This window comes from Mesorhizobium sp. M0771 (assembly GCF_040320155.1).
In the GTDB taxonomy this organism is placed as follows: domain Bacteria; phylum Pseudomonadota; class Alphaproteobacteria; order Rhizobiales; family Rhizobiaceae; genus Mesorhizobium.
Map to the genome: position 1 here is coordinate 294,845 of NZ_JAMYPC010000002.1, position 21,894 is coordinate 316,738.

Consider the following 21,894-nt stretch of genomic DNA (forward strand, 5'->3'; position numbering starts at 1 on the left):
TCAATGTTCCTCAAAATCGTAAAGTGGTGCGCCTCCCTGTTCACGGGCGGTGCCCTCGGCAACATCCTCGACACCATCGAACACCACATGGATGACGAGACCAAGAAGGAGGAGATCAAGGCAGACGTCACCAAGACCTACGTGCAGGCCCAGGCCAACCTGATGGTCGGGCGCACTTGGTGGTTCCAGCTGTTCTTCGTGATCCCCCTCGGCATGTGGTGGGCCGCTGTCTGCTTCGACAGCATCTGGCACCTCGGCCTCAACGTCGCGAAGCTCCCTGAGCCGCTCGACGACTGGGCGGCTTACATCATCTCGGCCCTGTTCCTGGTCGACGGCACCAAGGCTGTCCTCGGGAGGTGGAAGCGGTGATCAATCAAGTCAACACAGTCGGCCTCGCCGTCTCGGGCGTCACGTCTCCTGTTTGGGTGACGTGGCTCGCCACGATCAACCCGGCACTCGCCGCCATCCTGACCATCCTCGGCATCGTCCTGACGGTCCTCAAGATCATCAGCTTCGTGAACGGAGGCAAGGAATGAGCGCAGCCGCGAAAGACGTCATGGACCTCCTCCATGCCGCCGTCGCAAAGGAACTGACTGACCGCGTCAAGAGCGGTGAGGCCTCCGCAGCTGACATCTCGAACGCCATCAAGTTCCTCAAGGACAATGGCATCGAAGCAGTGATGGGGAAGGGCGGGGCACTCGACAGCCTCGCCCGGCAGTTCCCGACGTTTAATGACGACGACCATGAGGGAGCGGTGAATTGAACCTAGCTCTCCGTCTCCCCATGCACCTGCTGTCGGCGGGTGGCGTGAATGGCCCTGTGCCACTCGCGTTCCCTGCAGCCAACGCGGTCCACGACTTGGATTTCGCTGGCTTCCAGTATTTCGGTGGCGCACAGCCCGAAACCAACTCCTCCTCCGTTGATGGTCGCTTCTTCCGTGGGTACGTCACTGGCGTCAGCCCGAGCTTCTACGAGGAGACGGACGGCTCCCTCCGCACCTTCACGACCACCTCAGCCTGCCGCAGAACGTCTCGCGGTCTGGCGATCAACCACGACCACACGAACATCGTGGTGGCCCCTCGGGACCTGACGAACGTCGCCTGGGTGAAAGGCTCGGGCGTGACGGCGGCGAAGAACCAGACGGGTCGAACCAAAGTCGCCAACTCGGCCTCCCTGCTGACCTTCACGGCTGACGGGACATGCCTCCAGGCGATCTCCTCGACCTCTGTGGCGCGGCGCATGTACGTCGACATCAAGCAGATCACGGGCACCGACCCGCTCGAACTGACGATGGACGGTACCACGTTCACGGCCAAGACGATCAACGCCCCTCGCTACAACGGCATTGGACGCTACTCCCTGCCAGCGCAGACCCTCGCAACCTACTCGGTGGGCTTCAGGGGCAAGGCTGGCAACTCGTACCTGATCGACTTCGCCAACGTCGACGAGAGTGAATACGAGCAGGACCCTGTATCGACCAACGCCAGAGCGTGGCGCGACCGCGCTGCGGCTTACGTCGTGGATGGCTCGCCCCTCGCGATCTTCGCCGATAACGAGACCACCCAGGTCTACTTCTTCGAGTATGCCCAGCGCCGCGACGGTGCCCTGATTGCCTCCGATGGGGACCTCCAGATCAGCAGCAACGCGGCTGGTGTGTATGCCCTCGGCCTCGGCCCAACGGTCAACAAGCCGGGGTTCTCGGACGAGCGCCTTCTTGTCCTCAACCGCGTCATGGCGTGGCGCAGCCCAACGGCCAGTGGCCTCTGCCTCAATGGTGGTCCTGTGGTCACCGGCCCAGGCTTCACGCCAGACGGCTCGCTAACCCACTGGGACCTCGGCACCAACGGCGCAGCGAACCTCCGCATCGACGGCAGGATCACGCGCTTCTTCACGTCGCGCACCATCCCCTCAGTCGCTCAGGCGCGGCTCTGGACCACACTCCCTTAAGGAAACCTCATGATCCTCGTTACCGCTACCCCGACCGCGTTCAAGCGCGGCTATTACGCCTACCATGCGTCGATGACATCTGGCTCGACCGCAGCGACCATCAGCATCAATGGCCTGACCGCTGTCGCCCTGGCGGAACTCGCGAAGTCCGCGAGCGCCTTCGGCTACATCGCACTGCCTGCCTGCACGATCACTGTGACCCTGACCGGGGACGCCAAGCTCGCTCTTGAGCCAGTCGGTCGCGACCACCGGTAAAATCCGCGGTGCCCTGGGGGCCTAAAGCTCCCAGGCGCTCGCCTCGCGCCCACCCCCGAGTTCCCCCTTGTCAACGCAAACCCTGCTGGCTTCGACTTCGATGTCGAGCCCTGATCCTCTACGCGAGGACCTCCGCAATTTCATCTGGCTGATCTGGCAGCACCTGAGGCTCCCGAGCCCCACGCCAACTCAGTACGACATCGCCCAGTTCCTCCAGCACGGCCCGAACAAGATTTGTATCGAGGCCTTCCGTGGCGTCGGCAAGTCCTTCCTGACTGCGGCGTTCGTCCTGTGGTGCCTCTACTGCAACCCCCAGCTTAAGATCATGGTGGTCTCGGCGTCCAAGAACCGCGCCGACAACTTCGTCATCTTCTGCCAGCAGCTGATCCAGACGGTCCCTGAGCTTGCCTTCCTCAAGCCCAAGGCCAACCAGCGCTCCTCCCGCGTCGAGTTCGACGTCGGCCCGGCTGAGCCCGACCAGACCCCAAGCGTGTTCGCGAAGGGCATCGACAGCCAGCTGACCGGTGGTCGCGCCGACATCATCGTCTCGGACGACGTCGAGGTCATGAACAACTCCATGACCGTCGCGGCTCGCGATCTGCTCATCGAGAAGACCCGCGAATACTCGGCTATCTTGAAGCCCCTGGCTCACGCTCGCGTCATCTACCTCGGCACCCCGCAGACCGAGGACTCGATCTACAACAAGCTGCCTGAGACCTTCACGAAGCGCATCTGGCCTTCGCAGGTTCCCACGATCGACGAGATCGCCGGGTACGGCTTAGACTTGGCACCCCGCATCCTGCGCATGTTCCACAACAAGCAGTACGGAATGCCCACGGACCCTGAGCGGTTCGACATGGACGAACTGATCTCCCGCCGCGCCGAGTACGGGGCCGCTGGCTACCAGCTACAGTTCATGCTGAACACCAAGCTCTCCGACGAGGAGCGCTACCCGCTCAAGCTCAAGGACCTGATCATCATGCCGGTGCCCCCGCAGAAGGCACCAGTGGACGTCTTCTGGCTCCCCAATCCCGACAGGGAACTCAAGGACCTCCCGAACCACGGCATGGCTGGCGACCGCCTGTATGCCCCAGGAGGGCACTCCAACGAGTTCCTCGACTACCAGCACCGCGTCATGTCGATCGATCCCTCGGGTCGCGGCAAGGACGAGACGGGCTACGCTGTGGGCCTGCACCTCGCAGGCAACACCTGGGTCCCTGAGGCCGGTGGTCTCCAGGGTGGCTACGACGAGGACACGCTCCTCGCCCTGGTCGGCATCGCCAAGAGGCACCGCATCCAGACCATCGTCATCGAGAGCAACTTCGGTGACGGCATGTTCGCCAAGCTCCTAGAGCCCGTCCTGCTCCGCAAGGGAGTGACGGCTGAGATCGTGGAGGTCCGCTCGACCACCATGAAGGAGCAGCGCATCCTCGACATCCTGGAGCCGGTCATCGGTTCCCATAGGCTGATCGTCGACCCCGACGTGTTCGAGAAGGACGATGCCTCGATCCAGAAGTACGAGAGCCTGATACGCAGCCACAAGTCAGTGTTCCACCAGATGACACACATCTGCCGGGAGAAGGACGCGCTGCGCTTCGACGACCGCGTGGACGCCCTGGCCATGCTGATCGGACACTTCGTCGAGATGATGAACCAGGATGCTGGGAAGATCGTCGCGAGGGAGCATCAGGAATGGATGGAGGCTCAGATCGCCAAGCTCCACCACAGCCCCCTCAACCAGCACTTCGGTGGACAGAGGATGTCCTACGCTGGGAAGAGAATCGTCTAGCCGTTCTCACTCTGTTCTGCTAGCATTAGTTATGCCTACACAGACGATCTAACAGTTCATAGGCGGCGGTGACACCATGACGATCTGGTGTCACCGCAAGGGCTGCGGACACGGTCACGACATCAACTACGTCAAGCTCAGGGATAAGCTTGGGCCAGACCACGGAGCCCTTCACGACGACATCATCCACCTGCTGTTCTGCGTGGAATGCAAAGGCACCGAGATTGGGCTCGTGAGGTCCCCTAGGGGGAATGAAAATAGGAACAGCTACCGCTCTGCGAAGGGAAAGTGATTAGGTTGCTTGCTAGACCTTGCTACTTAGGGCATTCACCTGATCATTACGTTCTATTTTAAAAGCTGGGCCTCACTTAATGATCACGGACCTTTACTCCAAGCGAATGAAGCGTCAACGGGGCGAGATGCCTGACGTATACGAATACGATGTCATTCTCCCGCCGCTGAGAGTTCAAGTCGTTCAGATATTGGAGGAAGCCTACGGAGATGTGCAGGGCACGTATGGGGATGCTTCCATGGAGTGCTATTCCCTTGGAACCAATATCTTACGTAGGGAATACGGGGTGTTTCAGCTGCCCCCCGGTCCTAAACCTTACAATCGAGCGCCGAAGGAAGAATTGATCGATTTTTTCTTGACTACGCGAGACATTGATCGGGTGATCGACGTCATTGAAATCACGTTTCGAATTGTAGAAAGAATTGCTGGTGCGACCAACTATTTGGGGCGCGCCCATGCCAAGCGCTATGCCGACGGTGCCATCGACGAGCTTAATGCCCGTCTGAAAGAACACGGCGTAGGATACCAGTTTGTCGATGGGGAAATCATCCGAGTTGACTCTGAGTTGATCCACGCTGAGGCCGTCAAACCCGCTTTGCGTCTGCTGAATACGAAAAACTATAAAGGCGCGCACGAGGAGTTTGTGACCGCGTATGGGCATTATCGCCACGGAAACATAAAGGAAGCGCTGAACGAATGTAACAAGGCATTCGAAAGCACTATGAAGGCGATCTGCGATAAGCGTGGCTGGACCTTCGGGCCAAACGATACGGCGAGCAAACTAATTGGCGTCCTATACGACCACGGTTTGGTTCCGCCCTATTGGCAAGGGCAACTGCAGTCGCTTCGCTCACTGCTTGAGAGCAGCATCCCGACTGGACGCAATCGGATTAGCGGGCATGGTCAAGGGGCCACTCCGATAGAAGTGCCACCACACTTCGCAGCCTATATGCTACACATGACTGCTTCGACGCTGGTTTTCCTCACAACGTCAGAGGAAGCAATTCCTTGATCACGGTACCGCTAGGTGCGGTGCATTTGATTAGGGACCCATACAGAGGGGAGATACTTCCGTTAACAAAAGTTTCCCCATAAGTTCCCCCCTACTTGGGTTTTCTATCGAACCTTAGTTCTGATCCTCTGCGTGATCCTCGCACCACTGCTTGCACTGGTAGGCGGCCGCTTGGGAATGATCGCTCTGGTCGATGCACTGATTGGTGCAGACCATGATGTGGTTCTCGTAGGTGCCCGCCTGGGACACCTGGGTGGACGCCACGAGGGCGAGAGACAGAATGATGGACCGGATCATGGTTCCTTCCTGACAGACTTGGGTTGAAGGTCGACTGTTAGGTCCAGTCCTGCGGCCTCGTCAAGAGTCCCGGTGTTGCTCTACAACCCCAGAGGGAACCATCGAGACGCCTTTGAGTTGGGGTCTATGGGAGAACTCAGCAAAGCTCAGCAGGAGGCTATCTCGCGCCTCATCCGCAAGTGGGTTAAGTCAGAGACTGTCCGCCGTTACCTTCGCGACTTGCTGAAGCTACCTGTCGAGACAGAGCTGCCCAGTAGACATCGATCCCTGCTCGACGAGATTGATGGAAACCGCAACGGCAGATAGGCCACATTGGAAGACAGCAACCTACCGGATCGTACGAAAAAATCACACGGTGGCTTTCAGCGAAAAAGCTCTTGACAGGGAACCTAAGTAGAAGTTGATTTCCGAATCGTCGCCGGGCCTATGTTGCGGTCCTGGCGAGTAGGGCTTTAACTTCCTCCCTCATGAGGGGATGACGATGGACAGCCAATCGGCGGTGTCGGTTGTCGTTTTGGAGGACGAGGCGCTTATTGCGCTCGATGTTGAACAGTCATTGTGTGATGCCGGCTTCAATGTCTTGGCGGTCCTGTCATCATGCTCCGAGGCTCTTGAGTGGCTGCAATCAAACTCCCCCGATGTAGCCGTCCTCGATATCGAGCTGAATGATGGAAAGTGCGAGACCGTAGCCAGGGTCCTTCACGAGCGAAATATCCCGTTTGTTGTCCATTCGGGAAGCGAGTTCGATCCTAGCTACTGCGACCCCATCTTTCAAAAGGGAGCGTGGGTGTCGAAGCCAGCTGGGGAAGGTGATGTGTCTAATGCAGTGGCGGCTTGTGTCTCCACGGCTACAGGTTAATGGATCTTCCCTGTGGCCTGTTTGTGTGTGCGTTATGCACAGAAAACCTTGGGGGTCCCGCATTGACGAGGCCTACGTTTGTAGGCACATGTAACCAATCCGGTGCGGGAATTTCCGTGCAGGATAAGGGTGCCGGTGGGGAACGCTGAGGTTTGGACACCCAGTGTCCCCCTCCGACTAGCGCAGTGTCGCTACCTCCACCCGGTTGGAATCAAGGCTTCATTGGCGCGGTTTCGACTGCACTATCTCCGGTGTAGGGCTTGCAGTGACTCGCTGACAAGGGTCCTAAGTGCAACAACCACAGGTATTTTGAGTTTTCCCCAAGTTGGCCCGCAGGGCTTGGAAGTCTTTAAATTACCGGCAGGAGCATTCCCTCCTCAGCCGCCGCCTCCCTGAAGGCATCCCGAGCGACCTCGGGTTCCACCTCCAGGGCGAGGGCGTCGATGCACATGTTCACCGCATGGTTCCATAAGGGACCCCTTTGGGGCCACTTGAGTAGCTCCGCAGCTGCCCCCTGGACACTGTTGACATGCAGGGTGATCCCGACCCGCTCGGTACGGACTGGGACCGGTGGGGAGAACCAGAGGGTCACTTGAAGGTCCACAAGGGGCCTCGTGTCAGCTTCTGCTTCATGTCCTGAGACTCCAAGACCGCCATCAGGTCCTCCGCGAACGCCTTGTCCAGATTGTCTGTCTGGACACCCATTAGGTCCGCAGGTTTGCCGGTGGTGCTGTCAACAACCGACCACAGGCCTCCAGGTTCCTCTAAGAGCGTGTAGCGCATGCGGACCTTTTTGCGAAAAATGCGTTTCCCTTTACGTATACACCAGAGACCCCAGTTCCCCCCGTGGCCCCCCTAGAAGACCCGCGATCCGCCCTATACGCGCCATCGCTGGCACAGATCATGGCACAAGCACATGCTAACGCAATGATTTCGTTAGGCTACTCATGGGTCATACCATCCTAGCACCGCCAGATTGCCCGAGTTCCCTAGCGTGGAACGCTGATTCCATCTTGGAACATTCGTTCCCTTCTGTGCCCTCCCACCTTTTTTGCCCCAAGGGAAACCCGAGGGCTCCTCACGTTTACCGGCGCTGACCTGATCGGCTGGCCATACGTTCAACCCGAGACGCATTAGTTACCATTGGTGACCCTTACGTGCGCGTTCTGATCACTGATCTAAGGCGATCCTATACCGTTCGCATGGTTTCACATGGTGCAAATCAGGCTTTGACCTCGACTAACGCATTGATTTGACTCGAGATTTCTTGTGGTTTCATGGTTCTAAAAAGCCTCTCCGATAGCGGAAACGTATCGTTGACGGCAAAGAAAGATCATAACAAAATCAACAACTTATACGATTTATGACTTTTCTTGTTTACCTCCGATAACCGAGAGATTACCTTGAAATCACACCAGAGATTGGTGGCGGCGACGGGGCCTTCGGGGCCTGATGCCGGGAAGGGTGGCCAAGCCGGGCCGCATGTTCTTTGACAATCGAATAGGTCACCTAAGACCATAAACGGGGCGCGGTTGACATGCGATAGGTCAACGGGCGGCAAGCGCAACGTCCTAAGGGGTAGCACCCGATTGCGCTGATCCTTCACCACGACCATCAAGTGGTGGAGCCATACAAACTCAGGGGCTCTCTGGGTTTCTATGGCTTCACGACGGCGAAGCTATGTCTTCACCTCTCCGATAACGGGAACTCTCCGATGTTCAAGTCCAAGACCATTCGCTCAGGCGGCAACGCTAAGACCATCAAGGGCGACAAGTTCGGCCAGTATGAAACGGCCATCATGTACCTAGCGCCAGCATCACAGTCTCTCATGGGCAACGTCTGCCCAATGGCGGGGCAAGCGGGTTGCGAGATGGGTTGTCTCTCCAAGGCTGGCCGCGCTGGCATGTTCTCAAGCATCGTCGAAGCGCGGATTGCCAAGACGCAACGCTACTTCAAGAGCCGCGAGACCTTCATGGCCGATCTGGTCAAGGACATCGCCGCATTCGTTCGCTACTGCGCCAAGAAACAAGTGAAGGCTGCAGTGCGTCTTAACGGCACGAGCGACATCCAGTGGGAAGTGGCGCATCCCTGCAGCCGAGATGGGGTAACCTATACCTCGATCTTCGCGGCCTTCCCTGAGGTGCAGTTCTACGACTACACCAAGATTTACAAGCGGGCCTATCGGTCGCTGCCGAGCAACTACAGCCTGACGCTGTCCTATAGCGAGGCGAACCCGGCCTATGCATCGGCCATCATCAAGACCGCGAACGAGACCGGCGCGAATGTCGCTGTGGTCTACCGCACCAAGCATGGCCGCGATGCAATCGTCGGACAGGCACCATGGATGGCCATTGGTGACGAAGTCCTGACCAGCCGTGAAGTGATCGACGGCGACGAGACCGACATGCGCTTCACTGATCCGCGTGGTGTCATCGTCGGGCTCTACGCCAAGGGTCCCGCCAAGCGCGACAACTCGGGCTTTGTCGTCGGCTGATCTCTCCGTTAGCCGGGTGTCTCCGCTAGGGGCACCCACGTCAACCCAAACCTATACCGCGAGCAATCCCATGGCACCGCAAGACATCACCATGTTTGTCAACCGCGACCGCGCCGAGCGCATCGCCCGTCAGTCCATCAAGAGCGCTGAGCGCTTCCACATCCAGCACGGCGTCGTCCGCTGGGCCGATGGCACCGTCGACCGTGGCTACCGCGTGGCCATCAACGATCTCGAAGGCAAAACCCTGAGGTACCTCTGATGCCCGCAACCGAAACCCTAGTCGCCGCTGTCCTGTGGTCTGGCCTGATCACTGGCTGCGCCGTGTTCTTCATCGCAACCCTGAGGTCACCCAAATGAGCTTTCCAGCACACGCCAACGCCACCGAAAAGCGCATCATCAGCGCCATCATCAAGCGAGCCCTCGCGTTGGGCTTCACCGTCTCCGTCTACGACGGCGAGGAGTGGGCCTTGAAGCGCTCGACGGACTTCGAAGCGATCACCGCCGAGGTCCACGCCACCGACGAGACCACGCTGCGCATGAGGGACGAGACCGGCAACATGGTCGGCTCGATCTACCTCGTCCACGGCAACGAAGACGACGTCATCTGCGACCACACTGACAACGAGCGCACCGCCGCTCTCGTGAAGGGGCTTTAGCCATGACCAAGACCGTAACCATCAACGGATCGTGGGGTTCCCTCACGGTCGACGCCAGCACCGGCAACGTCCTGTCCTACGACGACGGGGGCACCCTGCCTGATCCCGATTGCCCACCGGAGCGGGGCTATACGGATTACGTCCGTGTCGATCTCGACGAGTGGCGCAAGACCTATACCGGCCAAGAGCCTGACTGCCTCGACGTCCTCGACGTGGGCTTCTGGTACCTCGACGACGGCGTGGAGAAATACGAGGGGCCTGAGCAGGACTGGCGCGACGAGTACGAGCGGGGAGGCAACCGATGACCGGAGGCACCCCAATCACCACCGAGGAGCGCGAGGCGCTGCTGGCCTTCAAGGCTGAGTATGGCCGCGAGTGGCGGCAGTACCTGCAGGCCGCATGGCTGTCCTACGCCTACAAGGGCGTCCACATGGCAGGCCGCGACACCGGCATCCTGCGCAGCATCCGAAACGAGCGGGGCTGTCAGTGGCTGGAGAGGGTCAAGCTATGATCGTCTACAACGTCAAGCGCCGCTGGTTCACCATGAAGAACGACGCCGAGGCCTATCGCAAGGCCGAGGGTCTTCCTCCGAGCGGAACCTATACCCTTCGCATCGAGAGCCGCGACGATCTCGCCGCGCTGCTCAACGGCTTGTGCGGCATCGACGGCATTCACCGCTACGTCGAGGTCGTCGAGGAGCCTGTGCCCGAGGAGGTGCTGGCCCGCAACGAAATCACCAATAGCCCACCAGACTGCGTCCCCTTGTTCCTCGTGAAGGAATGGGAGCAGCGAATGAAAGGCGTCTACAAATGAAGAAGTTCCTCGCTCTCGCCCTGGCCCTCACGGTCGCCACACCAGCAGCTGCAGCATTCACGAGCTTCCGGGCTCCTGTGTTCCGCGCTCCAGCTGTCCGCGTGGCACCTCGGGTGACCCCAAGCTACCGCCCGAGCTATCGCCCGGCACCGAGCCCGTCCTCGCCCATGCCCTACGTGGCACCGCTGGTCCTCGCGCCGCTCCTGTTCCACCACAACGGCCAGCAGCAGACGCACCAGAAGGTCGAGCCCAACGAGGGCACCCCGAAGGACGATAGCATCGCGCCCATTGTCGTCATCTTCATCGGCCTGATCATCTTCATGTTCCTGTGTCTCGCCATCATCGCATGACGCAGCGGCTATCGCGAGGTTCCCCCACGATGAACGTCCCAACCTACGTCTGCCAGAGGCTCAACACCTATACCGAGAGGGGCAACAACTGGCTCCTCGGGGTCGAGTACCCTGACGGCGCCAAGACGCTCCTCGGGTTCCACCGCACCCGCAAGGCCTGCAAGACCGTCGCGTCCTTCATGGCTGGCTGGCGCTGCAAGGTTGAGGTCCGCGACAACCCGATCCGTGTCGATGCCTGGAGGATCGAATAGTGCAAATTGTACGACAGCGCGGTACAAAACGTACTTGCGCGGCCAAACCAAATCACCTAGTGTTAGGAGATAATTCCTATGGCTTACAAACTCGTGGCTGCCGCCACCCTTGGGGGACCTATCGTCCTCGCCCTGTGGGCTCTGTTCACCGAATTGAAGGGGAGCAGGCCGTGACCGACACCGACCGCCAAGGCTGGCTCGACCGCTGGCTCGACGACCAATCGTAAGTGTAACCGGAGTAACCTCATGGACAAACAGAAAGTCATCCTGCTGCTCACCGACGCCATCGTGGCTGGCACGATCTCAATCGAGAAGATCGCCAGCGACAAGCCCGATGAGGCTGAGCGAGCCATCAAGAGCGCCTACTACGGGCTCGACAACGCTCTGACGCTGATCCGCCGCGAGATCGTCCGAGAGCCGATCATGATCCCACTTCACAGCGGGTAGACGCCGCACTTCCTGTACCGATTTACCCAGGAGCAGCGAGGGTGGCTCCTGACCCCCCAACAAGAATAACACTTCTCCGGGACTTACCCCAAAATGCGGATTACATTCTACGATGCAGACAACCTCTTCGTTGGCGAGCAACGGGCAGGTACCAATGACCATTGGGACGCTTGTCTGATCGGTCACGCGCTAATTGCCTCGGGGACCTTCCCCGGCGCTGAAGATTTTCAGGTCCACGAGCCCGTCGAGGCTTTCGTGGATTGCTCAAATGCATTACTTACCGCTAACGCGATCTCCCGTTTAGAGGAGGTAATAGCGGCCTAACAGGAAAAGGGGCTACCAATGACCACCGAAGTGTCCGACTTGAAAGCACTAACCGTCATCATGAACGCGCTGAGGCGCTTCAACACACTCGACAGCAAGATGCAGGTGTCCACCATCCTGGCGCTGCTCGAAGTGGCGGTGGCGAACGCTAAACACGAGGACATCTCGGTGCAGGACATCGAGAAGAACGTCGGCATTAAGTCCGGCGCCGCATCCCGCAACGCCTATTATTGGGGCGAAGGCCATCAGGAAATGACCGGTGGCTACGAAATGATCACCATCGGTTTCGGCGAAGATCGCCGGAAGCGCTCACTTGTCCTGACCAACAAGGGCCGAGCGTTCATCGCAGATTTGGTCAGAGGAGTGCAGAGCTATGGCAAGGCAACGGGGTAACCGTTGGCAGGCTGACGTGTTGATAGACGGGGCGCGGAAGCGCGTCTCGTTCAAGACCCAGGCAGAGGCCGAAGAATACGAGACAGCCGTGGCGGGTGGCTTCAAGCCTTCCGCTGCGAACACCCTCCAGGCGTATGTCGACGAGAACTTCTACGACAAGGACCTGTGGCGGGACGCGAAGTCCGCGAAGTACATCCAGGGGAACTGGCGTGTGATCTATCGCTACATCCCGCCCACGACGCCGCTCGACAAGATCGACGAGGCGATGATCGACAAGCTGGTCAACGGTCTACACCGGGACGGCAAGCAGGGTGGCACGATCAACCGCAAGGTTGCGAACATCACCAAGCTCCTCAAGTTCGCCCATCGCAAGAAGGTGATCATGTCGCTCCCGGCGTTCGAGAAGCGCCAGAAGGAGAGCAACGCGAGGGAACTCACGCTGTCCCGCGAGTGGGAGAGGGCCTCGAACCTATACTTCGACCACATCGGCAAGCCGGTAGCGAAGCATTTGTTCAACTTCCTGCTCTACACCGGGTGCCGCATTGGCGAGGCGCTGACCCTCGACCGCAAGCGCGTGACGCCGGGCCGCAGCGTGATCTTCCACCACACGCTGTCCAAGACGTCGTCGACCCGCACGGTGCCGCTCGTCCCCCAGGCTGCAGAAGCATGGGCCGAGGTGTGCAAGCTCACGAACAGCGCCACCCCGTTCGGGGAACTGATGCCCTACTGGACGTTCCGCGACCATTGGGCGGCACTCAAGGCTCACCTCAAGGTCGACGAGGACGAGTTCGTCCCGCACATGCTGCGGCACACCTGCGCCACCCGGCTGGTCATCGCGGGGGTTCCTCTGCCCATGGTCATGAAGTGGCTCGGGCATAAGAGCATCCAGGTCACCATGCGCTACACGAACCTCGTCCCTGACGATCTTGACGTAGCCGCTAAAGCTCTGGCGATGGCAGCGTAATGCCGCAGAAGAAGACAGCTAAGGCCATCCGCCGCCGCATCGATAAGTGGCGAAAGGTCAAGGATAAGGTGGTCGGCACGGTCACAAGCCCAGCCGGTCGCATCGACGGACACGGTGTCAACAAGGATGCCAAGAAGGGCGTATCCTGACCTGTGTCACACTGTGCCACGCTGTGCCAAATCTGTGCCAGCTGTGACAATGCCGCTTGACGTTCCTATACCCTGAACCTATTGGGTTTGCGCGGAACGCAGCGATGGGGCCTCGTGCCAGAGTGGTCATGGAGAGGACTGCAAATCCTTGCACCCCGGTTCGATTCCGGGCGAGGCCTCCAATCGCTTCAACTCCCGCATGCCGGGGGCTTGAGTTCCGGTCGAATGCGCCGCAGTGTCGGCGCGACAAGCGCATTTCAGCGCATTGGCTTTGACGGATTGGTTGGGACATGAGCGCTGATTTCTCCGAACTTCGCGTCAAGATGGTCGACGGCCAGGTCCGCACCACCGATGTGACCGACGCAGCATTGCTCGATGCCATGCTTGCCGTGCCGCGCGAGGCCTTTGTCGGGGCCGGCCAACAGGCTCTCGCCTATATCGACGAGGATATCCGCATCTCCGACGGCGCCGATGGCAGCGGTGCGCGCTACCTCATGGAGCCGTCGCCACTGGCCAAGCTTTTGCAGTTGGCCGAGATCCACGCCGGCGATTCGGTGCTCGATGTCGGCTGCGGCACCGGTTATTCCGCGGCGCTGCTGTCCAGGCTGGCCAAATCCGTCGTGGCGCTGGAAAGCGATACCACACTGGCGGAAGCAGCCAAAGCGGCGCTTTCGGCGCAGGGCTGCGATAACGTCACCGTGGTCACCGGCCCACTGCCGCAAGGTCATGCCGCCAAGGCGCCCTACAATGTGATTCTCATCGGCGGCAGCGTCGAGAAAGTGCCTGCGGCGCTGCTTGACCAGCTTGCCGAAGGCGGCCGGCTGGTGGCTGTGGAAGGGCAGGGCAATGCGGGCGTAGCCCGGCTCTTTTTCAATGCAGGGGGGGTTGTAACCGGAAGACGGGCATTTAATGCGGCAATTAAGCCACTACCCGGATTTGAACGCATTCATGCCTTCGAGTTCTAAGTGATTTTGCCTTGCAGCAAAGACTCTGTCATGTTGGCTTGCGATTGAACAATCGTTGCTGATTGGTTAACCGGGGTTTCGGGAGGCTGTCAGCGGGGGAACGATACATCGACGCGGCGCTGGCCGATCCCTAGGGATGGGCTGGCGTGGCGTGGTTCCCGTGCAAAACGAATGAGGGATATAAAGTGCCGTCCTTAGCCAAGAGTTTGTTTGTTACTGTCCTCATTTCCGCGACAGCGCTTTCGCCGATAGCCGCCTCGGCGGAAACCATTCTCGGCGCGCTTTCCAAGGCCTACCAGAACAATTCCTCGCTGAATTCGGCCCGTGCCGGCGTGCGCGTCACCGATGAGGGCGTGGCGATCGCCAAGTCGGGCTATCGCCCGGTGATCACTGGTTCGGCTGATATCGATTACACCTCCAGGCACCTAAACGGCAGGAACGCGAGCCTGGCATTGACCACCGGCAGCTTCGGCGTTCGGATTGATCAGACGCTGTTCGACGGCTTCCAGACCAAGAACAGGGTCGCGTCGGCCGCTGCACAGGTGAGGGCCTCGGTCGAGGGCCTGCGCAACACCGAAGAGAACACGCTGTTCAACGCGGCGAGCGCCTATATGGACGTGATTCGCGACCGCCAGGTGGCGGTGCTGACCGAACAGAATCTGCAGTTCCTGACCGAGCAGGCGCGCGCGGCACGCTCGCGCTTCGAGGTCGGCGAGGGCACGCGCACCGATGTGGCGCAGGCCGACGCGTCGCGTTCGGCCGCGGTGGCGCAATTGAGTGCTGCCCGTGCGCAGGCTCTGGCCAGTGCGGCAACCTATCATCAGATCGTCGGTGACGAGCCGGGCAAGCTCAAGGCCGCGTCGCCGTTGGCGAAGCTGTTGCCGAGGAGTCTCGAGGCGGCGATCGGCATTGCATCGAACGAGCATCCGGCCATCCTGGCCGCCCTACATTCCGTCGATGCAGCCGGATTTGATGTAAAGACGCAGGAGGGTGCGTTGCTGCCGCAGTTGACTGCCAGTGCCGGCCTTTCCCATGTCTATCAAAATACCGTACCTGGCGCGGGGGATTCGGACGGCGATTCCAATGCCGCCACCGTCGGCGCGACGCTGACCGTTCCGATCTATTCGGGCGGCCGTACCTCCGCACTCGTTCGTCAGTCGAAGGAATCGCTCAGCCAGGCTCGCATCGAGGTGGATGTCAGCCGTGACTCGGTGCGCCAGGCCGTGACCTCGGCATGGACGCAATACATCGCAGCGCGTGAAAGCGTCGACGCTAATCGGCAGGTGATCGCGGCCGCACAGTTGGCGCTCAACGGCGTCATCGAGGAGCGCAATGTCGGACAGCGCACCACGCTCGACGTGTTGAATGCCCAGAACGCCGTCATCTCGGCAAAGATCGACCTCGCCAGCTCCGAGCGCGATGTGGTTGTAGCGAGCTACGCCATCCTGTCGGCCATGGGCCGCCTGTCGGCCGATCGCCTGGCGTTGAATGTGGTGAAGTACAAGCCTGAAGAGCACTACAGAGCCGTCAAGGACAAATGGATCGGGCTGCGTACGCCGGACGGTCGTTGATCGCGACTGAGCGGTTCAAATCCCGCCAAGATTGAAAGTATCGTAGCGCCGCGCTTCCCAAGGATGCGCGGCGTTTGTCTTTTGTAGCCTAAATTGTTGAAATCCGGCGTCTTCCGAGATTGGGGATTCTCGGATGGCGATCCGTCGGCTACGCTGTCGCCATGATTCGTATCCGGCTTTGCCGGACAGGAATCCAGGAACGGGTCACTACAGCGCCGCGCGTCCGATGGATGCGCAAAGGAGGCTGTAGAACTTTGATTTTGCGCCTGATCCTCTTCGAAAATCGAGATCGATTTTCGGGATCATGCGCGGGGGCGGCGGATGTGACGATGGCGACGGCAAGCAGCGCACAGCGCGAACCTTCCATGGAAGAAATACTGGCTTCCATCAGGAGGATCATCGAAGACAGCGACACCGGCCGCAAGGGCGACACCGATGAGTTGCGACAGGACCTTGTGCCGGCCGCCGGGCCTGTTTCGGATGTCGAGGCCTTCCGCAGCGAATTGCACAGCTCGACCGAAAGCAAGAAGCCGGTGACGCTGGCCGAGGTGCAGGCCCAACTGGCCGAGCCGGTGGTTGCGCGGCTGGAGCCGCGCTCCGACCCGTCGCCAGTGAAGCCGGCCATTGCGGCAAATGCCACGACCGCCGCGCCACCCGCGCATGCTCCGATGACATTGGCGGAAGTAAGCGCCAGGATAGCCAGTGAGCCAGCTCCCGCCGTCAGGGCAGAAGCTGCAGTGCGGGCAAAGGCGGAAACCACCGACTCGATCGTCACGGATTGGCGCCGCGAAATCGCGGCCGTTGGCAATCAGGCAAAACCGGCTGACACAGTACGGCGGCCCGAGATCAGGCAGCCGGAGATCAGGCAGCCAGAGACTGAAAATCGGCAGGCAGCAATCGCGGAGGTCGAGGCTTTCGAAGACGATCTCGCTGCCGAGCCGGCTTTCGAGCCTCATCCTTCGCGCAGCGAGCACGCGCGCACGGCCGATACAACTCCGGTTCGGCCGGCGATCGTTTCGGAACATACGGGACGGCAGGTCGCTGCGGCCTTCGGCGAGCTCTCCGACGCCTTTGCCAGCCGCAGCAAGAAGACCTTCGACGAGATGGCCGAGGAGATGCTGCGGCCGATGTTGCAGGACTGGCTGGACAACAACCTGCCGACGCTGGTCGAGCGGCTGGTGCGCGAGGAAATCGAGCGCGTCGCGCGCGGCGCGCAGTAGGCACTACCACAGCCCGTTCCGGATTAAAGCGCCGCCTTCGGGCGGAGCTTTCGCTGCAGGCCAGCTTCCGGCCGATGTCGCGAACACGATCAGGTTACCGTCGGGATCGCTGACGATGAAGGTGCAGGCATGGCCTTCCCGTTGAAATGACCAGGGCCCCGCCTATTTGCGTTGAAGGACTGAGGCAGCCCTCGCGGTTGACTTGGCCAAAACCTTCCGATTTACACCGGGTCAGCAAAACTCCCGACCGCGCGGACCACTTTCCCATGCTTGAAAAGACCTACGACGCCAAGACCGTCGAGCCCAGGATCGCCAAAATCTGGGAAGAGGCGGACGCATTTCGCGCCGGCGCCGGCGCCGAGGAGGGGGCGGAGGCCTTCACCATCGTCATCCCGCCGCCCAACGTCACCGGCTCGCTGCATATGGGCCACGCACTCAACAACACGCTACAGGACATACTCGTGCGCTTCGAGCGCATGCGCGGCAAGAACGTGCTGTGGCAGCCGGGCATGGACCATGCCGGCATCGCCACCCAGATGGTGGTCGAGCGCCAGCTGATGGAGGAGCAGATCCATCGCCGCGATCTCACCCGCGAGCAGTTCATCGAGAAGGTCTGGGAGTGGAAGGCCGAGTCCGGCGGCGCCATCTTCAACCAGCTGAAGCGGCTCGGCGCCTCGGCGGACTGGTCGCGCGAACGTTTTACCATGGATGAAGGCCTGTCCAAGGCCGTGCTCGAAGTATTCGTCAGCCTCTACAAGGAAGGGCTGATCTACAAGGACAAGCGCCTTGTGAACTGGGACCCGAAGCTGTTGACGGCGATCTCCGACCTGGAGGTCGAGCCCCAGGAGATCAACGGCAATCTCTGGCACTTCCGCTATCCGATCGAAGGCGAGACTTTCGATCCGGAAAATTCGGCGACCTTCATTACCGTGGCGACGACACGGCCCGAGACGATGCTTGGCGATACGGCGGTCGCCGTGCACCCGGACGACGAGCGCTACCGGCATCTGGTCGGGAAAAATGTCGTGCTGCCGATCATCGGCCGGAAAATCCCGGTTGTGGCTGACGAGTATTCCGACCCGGAAAAGGGTTCCGGCGCGGTCAAGATCACGCCGGCGCACGACTTCAACGATTTCGAGGTCGGCAAGCGCCACAAGCTGCCGGCGATCAACATCCTGACCATCGAGGCGGCAATAACGCTCAGGGATAATGAGGATTTTCTCGCCGGGCTCGACGTGACGCCGGAGCGTCAGGCTGTCTGGGACGAGCTCGACGGTCTCGACCGTTTCGTCGCGCGCAAGAAAATCGTCGAGCTGATGGAGACCGGCGGCTTCCTCGACAAGATCGAGCCGCACCGCCACGCCGTGCCGCATGGCGACCGCGGCGGCGTGCCGATCGAGCCGTTTCTGACCGAGCAGTGGTATGCAAACGCCGCCGAGCTCGCCAAGCCGGCGATCGCATCGGTGCGTGAAGGCCGTACCAACTTCGTGCCGAAGAACTGGGAAAAGACCTATTTTGACTGGATGGAGAACATTCAGCCCTGGTGTATTTCACGCCAGCTGTGGTGGGGTCATCAGATCCCGGCCTGGTACGGGCCGGACGGCCGCGTCTTCGTCGAGAAGACCGAGGAAGAGGCGCTGGGCGCCGCGATTGAATATTATCTGGCGCTGGAAGGCCCGTGGAAGGCCTGGGTCGAGGACAAGATCGAGACCTTCAAGCCGGGCGAAATCCTGAGCCGCGACGAGGATGTGCTCGACACCTGGTTCTCGTCCGCACTGTGGCCGTTCTCGACACTGGGCTGGCCGGATCACACGCCGGAGCTGAAGACCTATTACCAGACCGACGTGCTGGTGACCGGTTTCGACATCATCTTCTTCTGGGTCGCCCGGATGATGATGATGGGCCTGCATTTCATGCACGAGGAGCCGTTCCACACCGTCTATGTGCATGCGCTGGTGCGCGACAAGAACGGGCAGAAGATGTCGAAGTCGAAAGGCAACGTCATCGATCCGCTCGACCTCATCGACGAGTTTGGCGCCGATGCACTGCGCTTCACGCTGACGGTGATGGCGGCGCAGGGGCGCGACGTGAAGCTCGATCCGGCGCGCATCGCCGGCTACCGCAATTTCGGCACCAAGCTGTGGAACGCGACACGCTTTGCCGAGATGAACGAGGTCGCGCGCAATGACGATTTCTGGCTGAACGACGCCAAGTTGCCGGTCAACCGCTGGATCCTGACCGAATTGACCCGGGCGTCGCACGCGATCACCGAGGGCATCACCTCATACCGCTTCAACGAGGCGGCAGGGGCTGCCTACCGCTTCGTCTGGAACCTGTTTTGCGACTGGTATCTCGAACTGCTCAAGCCGGTTTTCATGGGCACTGACGAGGCGGCCAAAGCCGAAAGCCGCGCCTGCGTCGCCTTCGTGCTCGACGAGATCTACAAGCTGCTTCACCCCATGATGCCGTTCATGACGGAGGAGCTGTGGGCGCAGACGGCAGGTGAGGGCAGGACGCGCGCAACGCTGCTGTGCCACGCCGCCTGGCCGTCGCCCGACTTCGAGGACGCCGATGCAGCCGCCGACATCAACTGGCTGGTCGATCTGGTCTCCGGTATTCGCTCCGTGCGCTCTGAAATGAACGTGCCGCCGGCGGCGATCGCGCCGCTGGTGGTGGTCGGCGCCAGCGCCGAGACTCACCAGAGGCTGGAACGCCATGCGTCCGCCATCAAGCGGCTGGCGCGGGTCGGCGACATCTCGCAGCAGGACGCCGCACCCAAGGGCTCGGCCCAGATCGTGCTCAACGAGGCGACGATCTGCCTGCCGCTCGGCAGCCTGATCGATCTGTCCGCCGAGGCGGCGCGGCTGCAGAAGGAACTGGCCAAGGTGACCGAGGAAATCGCGCGGCTGCACAAGAAGCTGTCGAACGAACGGTTCGTCGCCAGCGCGCCGGAAGAGATCGTCGCGGCCGAGCGCGAAAAACTCGCGGAATACCGTGATCAGCAGGAGAAGCTTTCGGTGGCGTTGACCCGGGTGCGCGACGCCGGTTGACGGCCGGATTCGCGAGACGCTTGCAGCGCTTCGCGAAGGTTCTTTTGCTCGAAAAATAGGCGTTCCGTTGCGTTAATATTGACGTAAACGGAAAGTTTCGACCCCATTGTTGCCATAATGTAACAATGGGGCCGAATGCCAGCAAAATAGCCGGTTTTGGTGCCGTTTTGAGCGGTTTTTTCTGATTTGTTCCCCAGTCTGCCGCCCAAATGGTCATTTTCGAACCTACCGGCCAGGCCGCCACTGTGTTCGAAATGCGGTCCGCAAGAGTGTACATGTACGCTATGTGAATTCATTGTTGCGCCGTTAACCCGAATTGGTTCTAGCTTGACGCACTAGTATTTCGGGGAGGACATCCATGAACAATTTGCGTTTGAAAACACTGCTGGGGGCGGGGTGTTTTTCGCTGGCTTTGATCGGTTCCGCGATGCATCCGGCGCGTGCCGGCGGCCTGGAGCGCGGCGGCTACGATATCGATCTGCTGTTCGATGCCTCGCCGTTCGCGACGGAAGCCGAAGCGACTTATGTGATGCCGGATCGCAAGTACAAGAATGCCCTCGGTCCAGCGAAGCAAGACCTTGGCCTGGGCACTTCGGCCGATGGTGCCGAGGGCTATTGGGTGCCGCGTATCGGAATGAAAGTTCAGGTTGTGCAGGGTGTCGACTGCATGGTCGACTATTCGCAGCCTTGGGGTGCCCACACTGCGCCGGGTGCCGCTTGGAACGGTGCGTTTTCCAATACAGAAACCGATATCAAGAGCAACAACTACGCCGGCACCTGCTCATACAAGTTTGATGCCGGTAAGGGTCAGCTCCGTTTTATCGGTGGCGTGTTCTATCAGGATATCTCGGGCTTCAAGGAAAGCCTAGTGAACCTCCTTCCGGCGTTGACAGGTCGTGTCGACCTGGAGACCAGCGGTTGGGGCTGGCGCGCTGGCGTTGCTTACGAAATCCCCGACATCGCGCTGCGCGCGAGTCTGGTCTACAATTCACAGGTTAAGCTCGACAATATCTCTGGCTCGCTGACTTTGCCGGATGGCTTGGGAGGGACCATCGTCAGGCCCATCTACGGCTCCACGCAGTACATGCCTGATTCCTTGGAGTTGAAATTGCAGTCGGGTATCGCTCCAGGCTGGCTAGCCTTCGGTTCGATCAAGTGGGTGAACTGGAGTGTGCTGCAAAGTGTTCCAATCTGCCCGACCGGCCTCGCTCCCCCAGCGGTGTGTTTCACGAACGGTCCGGGTCAAGTGACGTCGCTCGATCTGATGTATCGTGATGGCTGGACTGTTTCGGGCGGTATTGGTCACAAGTTCAACGATCAGTGGAGTGCTGCCGGTCAGCTAGCTTGGGATAGGGGAACTTCGCATGGCTACGGTGCGCAGACCGACACTTGGACGTTGGGTGGCGGCGTCGCCTATACACCGACCCCAAACGTTGAAGTTCGCTTGGGCGGTGCGGTCGGCGTGCTGACCAGCGGCCATTCCGGCACATTGGCCGGAGAGAATGGTTATGTTGCTGGCGAAGACTCCAGCTATGATTTCGGCAACGATCTGGTCACCGCTATTTCTGGTGGCGTTAAAATTAAGTTCTAAGTCTTTGGAAATAAAAACAAAAGGCCGGGTAGCGCTCGGCCTTTTTGTTTGCGCGGTTAGCGTCAGATCGGATCGGCAAGGGCCAGCGTTGCAAATCCGTCGCATCACTTTCACCTCTCGTAATTGTGACGTTTTGGCAACAGTTCCCGACCAACCCCCGCGCTACAGCCCCGCCCGAAGAAATTGCCCATTTCCCGCCATAAAC

Annotated in this window: 28 protein-coding genes and 1 tRNA gene; 26 read left to right on the plus strand and 3 right to left on the minus strand. The window is 60.1% G+C overall.

Features of this window, described 5'->3' with window-relative positions; genetic code table 11:
* Positions 1-3: 3 nt before the first annotated feature.
* From NKI05_RS04945 to NKI05_RS04975, 7 genes are all read left to right on the plus strand, one after another.
* Positions 4-369, plus strand: a complete 366-nt coding sequence (locus tag NKI05_RS04945) for a hypothetical protein (RefSeq protein WP_023805374.1) — start codon at positions 4-6, stop codon at positions 367-369.
* On the plus strand, positions 366-536 hold the full coding sequence (locus NKI05_RS04950) for a hypothetical protein (RefSeq protein WP_156941002.1): 171 nt from the start codon (positions 366-368) through the stop codon (positions 534-536). The genes NKI05_RS04945 and NKI05_RS04950 overlap by 4 nt, the downstream gene beginning before the upstream one ends.
* Positions 533-763 (plus strand): DNA packaging protein, encoded by a 231-nt coding sequence (locus NKI05_RS04955; RefSeq protein WP_023805372.1) that lies wholly within the window; start codon positions 533-535, stop codon positions 761-763. Before NKI05_RS04950 ends, NKI05_RS04955 begins: the two co-directional genes overlap by 4 nt.
* A complete protein-coding gene (locus tag NKI05_RS04960; protein ID WP_352792219.1) occupies positions 760-1,947 on the plus strand; it encodes a hypothetical protein in 1,188 nt (395 codons plus the stop codon). Before NKI05_RS04955 ends, NKI05_RS04960 begins: the two co-directional genes overlap by 4 nt.
* Before the next feature lie 9 nt (positions 1,948-1,956).
* A complete protein-coding gene (locus NKI05_RS04965; RefSeq protein ID WP_023815423.1) occupies positions 1,957-2,202 on the plus strand; it encodes a hypothetical protein in 246 nt (81 codons plus the stop codon).
* Positions 2,203-2,302: 100 nt separating this feature from the next.
* Complete coding sequence (gene terL, locus NKI05_RS04970) at positions 2,303-3,991, plus strand: phage terminase large subunit (RefSeq protein WP_352792220.1); 1,689 nt, start codon at positions 2,303-2,305, stop codon at positions 3,989-3,991.
* Between the two features lie 371 nt (positions 3,992-4,362).
* The gene (locus tag NKI05_RS04975) at positions 4,363-5,295 is read left to right on the plus strand and encodes an abortive infection family protein (protein ID WP_352792221.1); all 933 of its coding nucleotides are present in this window, start codon (positions 4,363-4,365) and stop codon (positions 5,293-5,295) included.
* Positions 5,296-5,409: 114 nt separating this feature from the next.
* Here the strand turns inward: NKI05_RS04975 and NKI05_RS04980 are convergent, their stop codons facing one another.
* Positions 5,410-5,592, minus strand: coding sequence for a hypothetical protein (locus tag NKI05_RS04980; protein WP_352792222.1), 183 nt, complete (start codon positions 5,590-5,592; stop codon positions 5,410-5,412).
* A 481-nt stretch (positions 5,593-6,073) separates the two neighbouring features.
* On the opposite strand from NKI05_RS04980, the gene NKI05_RS04985 reads away from it, so the two are divergent.
* A complete protein-coding gene (locus NKI05_RS04985) occupies positions 6,074-6,451 on the plus strand; it encodes a response regulator (RefSeq protein ID WP_352792223.1) in 378 nt (125 codons plus the stop codon).
* 349 nt (positions 6,452-6,800) lie between these two features.
* On the opposite strand, the gene NKI05_RS04990 is transcribed toward NKI05_RS04985, so the two are convergent.
* Both NKI05_RS04990 and NKI05_RS04995 read right to left on the minus strand, forming a co-directional pair.
* On the minus strand, positions 6,801-7,055 hold the full coding sequence (locus tag NKI05_RS04990) for a DUF982 domain-containing protein (RefSeq protein ID WP_352792224.1): 255 nt from the start codon (positions 7,053-7,055) through the stop codon (positions 6,801-6,803).
* Positions 7,040-7,234: a hypothetical protein gene (locus NKI05_RS04995; RefSeq protein WP_352792225.1), complete on the minus strand. Its 195-nt coding sequence runs from the start codon at positions 7,232-7,234 to the stop codon at positions 7,040-7,042. Before NKI05_RS04995 ends, NKI05_RS04990 begins: the two co-directional genes overlap by 16 nt.
* A gap of 931 nt (positions 7,235-8,165) precedes the next feature.
* Between NKI05_RS04995 and NKI05_RS05000 the strand changes: the two genes are divergently transcribed.
* The 18 genes from NKI05_RS05000 to NKI05_RS05085 all read left to right on the plus strand — a co-directional run bounded on the left by NKI05_RS05000 (position 8,166) and on the right by NKI05_RS05085 (position 21,689).
* Positions 8,166-8,945, plus strand: coding sequence for a GP88 family protein (locus NKI05_RS05000; protein WP_352792226.1), 780 nt, complete (start codon positions 8,166-8,168; stop codon positions 8,943-8,945).
* 70 nt (positions 8,946-9,015) lie between these two features.
* Positions 9,016-9,204 carry a hypothetical protein gene (locus NKI05_RS05005; RefSeq protein ID WP_023805362.1) on the plus strand — a complete coding sequence of 63 codons (189 nt, stop codon included), beginning with the start codon at positions 9,016-9,018 and terminating at the stop codon, positions 9,202-9,204.
* A 94-nt stretch (positions 9,205-9,298) separates the two neighbouring features.
* Positions 9,299-9,601 (plus strand): hypothetical protein, encoded by a 303-nt coding sequence (locus NKI05_RS05010; protein ID WP_352792227.1) that lies wholly within the window; start codon positions 9,299-9,301, stop codon positions 9,599-9,601.
* Positions 9,602-9,603: 2 nt separating this feature from the next.
* A complete protein-coding gene (locus tag NKI05_RS05015; protein WP_023805360.1) occupies positions 9,604-9,906 on the plus strand; it encodes a hypothetical protein in 303 nt (100 codons plus the stop codon).
* A complete protein-coding gene (locus tag NKI05_RS05020; protein WP_023805359.1) occupies positions 9,903-10,112 on the plus strand; it encodes a hypothetical protein in 210 nt (69 codons plus the stop codon). The genes NKI05_RS05015 and NKI05_RS05020 overlap by 4 nt, the downstream gene beginning before the upstream one ends.
* The gene (locus NKI05_RS05025; protein WP_352792228.1) at positions 10,109-10,414 is read left to right on the plus strand and encodes a hypothetical protein; all 306 of its coding nucleotides are present in this window, start codon (positions 10,109-10,111) and stop codon (positions 10,412-10,414) included. Before NKI05_RS05020 ends, NKI05_RS05025 begins: the two co-directional genes overlap by 4 nt.
* Positions 10,411-10,764 carry a hypothetical protein gene (locus NKI05_RS05030; RefSeq protein WP_352792229.1) on the plus strand — a complete coding sequence of 118 codons (354 nt, stop codon included), beginning with the start codon at positions 10,411-10,413 and terminating at the stop codon, positions 10,762-10,764. The genes NKI05_RS05025 and NKI05_RS05030 overlap by 4 nt, the downstream gene beginning before the upstream one ends.
* A gap of 29 nt (positions 10,765-10,793) precedes the next feature.
* The gene (locus NKI05_RS05035; RefSeq protein WP_023805356.1) at positions 10,794-11,015 is read left to right on the plus strand and encodes a hypothetical protein; all 222 of its coding nucleotides are present in this window, start codon (positions 10,794-10,796) and stop codon (positions 11,013-11,015) included.
* Positions 11,016-11,261: 246 nt separating this feature from the next.
* Positions 11,262-11,462, plus strand: coding sequence for a hypothetical protein (locus NKI05_RS05040; RefSeq protein WP_023805354.1), 201 nt, complete (start codon positions 11,262-11,264; stop codon positions 11,460-11,462).
* 342 nt (positions 11,463-11,804) lie between these two features.
* Complete coding sequence (locus NKI05_RS05045) at positions 11,805-12,179, plus strand: hypothetical protein (RefSeq protein ID WP_023805352.1); 375 nt, start codon at positions 11,805-11,807, stop codon at positions 12,177-12,179.
* Positions 12,160-13,143, plus strand: coding sequence for a tyrosine-type recombinase/integrase (locus NKI05_RS05050; RefSeq protein ID WP_084012996.1), 984 nt, complete (start codon positions 12,160-12,162; stop codon positions 13,141-13,143). The genes NKI05_RS05045 and NKI05_RS05050 overlap by 20 nt, the downstream gene beginning before the upstream one ends.
* On the plus strand, positions 13,143-13,292 hold the full coding sequence (locus tag NKI05_RS05055) for a hypothetical protein (RefSeq protein WP_023805350.1): 150 nt from the start codon (positions 13,143-13,145) through the stop codon (positions 13,290-13,292). The genes NKI05_RS05050 and NKI05_RS05055 overlap by 1 nt, the downstream gene beginning before the upstream one ends.
* Positions 13,293-13,400: 108 nt before the next feature.
* A tRNA-Cys gene (locus NKI05_RS05060) sits at positions 13,401-13,474 on the plus strand.
* A 108-nt stretch (positions 13,475-13,582) separates the two neighbouring features.
* Positions 13,583-14,257 carry a protein-L-isoaspartate O-methyltransferase family protein gene (locus tag NKI05_RS05065; RefSeq protein WP_352792230.1) on the plus strand — a complete coding sequence of 225 codons (675 nt, stop codon included), beginning with the start codon at positions 13,583-13,585 and terminating at the stop codon, positions 14,255-14,257.
* A 185-nt stretch (positions 14,258-14,442) separates the two neighbouring features.
* Positions 14,443-15,828, plus strand: a complete 1,386-nt coding sequence (locus NKI05_RS05070; RefSeq protein WP_023691095.1) for a TolC family outer membrane protein — start codon at positions 14,443-14,445, stop codon at positions 15,826-15,828.
* A gap of 329 nt (positions 15,829-16,157) precedes the next feature.
* Positions 16,158-17,048 carry a PopZ family protein gene (locus tag NKI05_RS05075; protein WP_023815405.1) on the plus strand — a complete coding sequence of 297 codons (891 nt, stop codon included), beginning with the start codon at positions 16,158-16,160 and terminating at the stop codon, positions 17,046-17,048.
* Positions 17,049-17,314: 266 nt separating this feature from the next.
* The gene (locus NKI05_RS05080) at positions 17,315-20,098 is read left to right on the plus strand and encodes a valine--tRNA ligase (RefSeq protein ID WP_352792231.1); all 2,784 of its coding nucleotides are present in this window, start codon (positions 17,315-17,317) and stop codon (positions 20,096-20,098) included.
* 358 nt (positions 20,099-20,456) lie between these two features.
* A complete protein-coding gene (locus NKI05_RS05085) occupies positions 20,457-21,689 on the plus strand; it encodes an OmpP1/FadL family transporter (RefSeq protein WP_023815403.1) in 1,233 nt (410 codons plus the stop codon).
* Positions 21,690-21,894 lie beyond the last annotated feature (205 nt).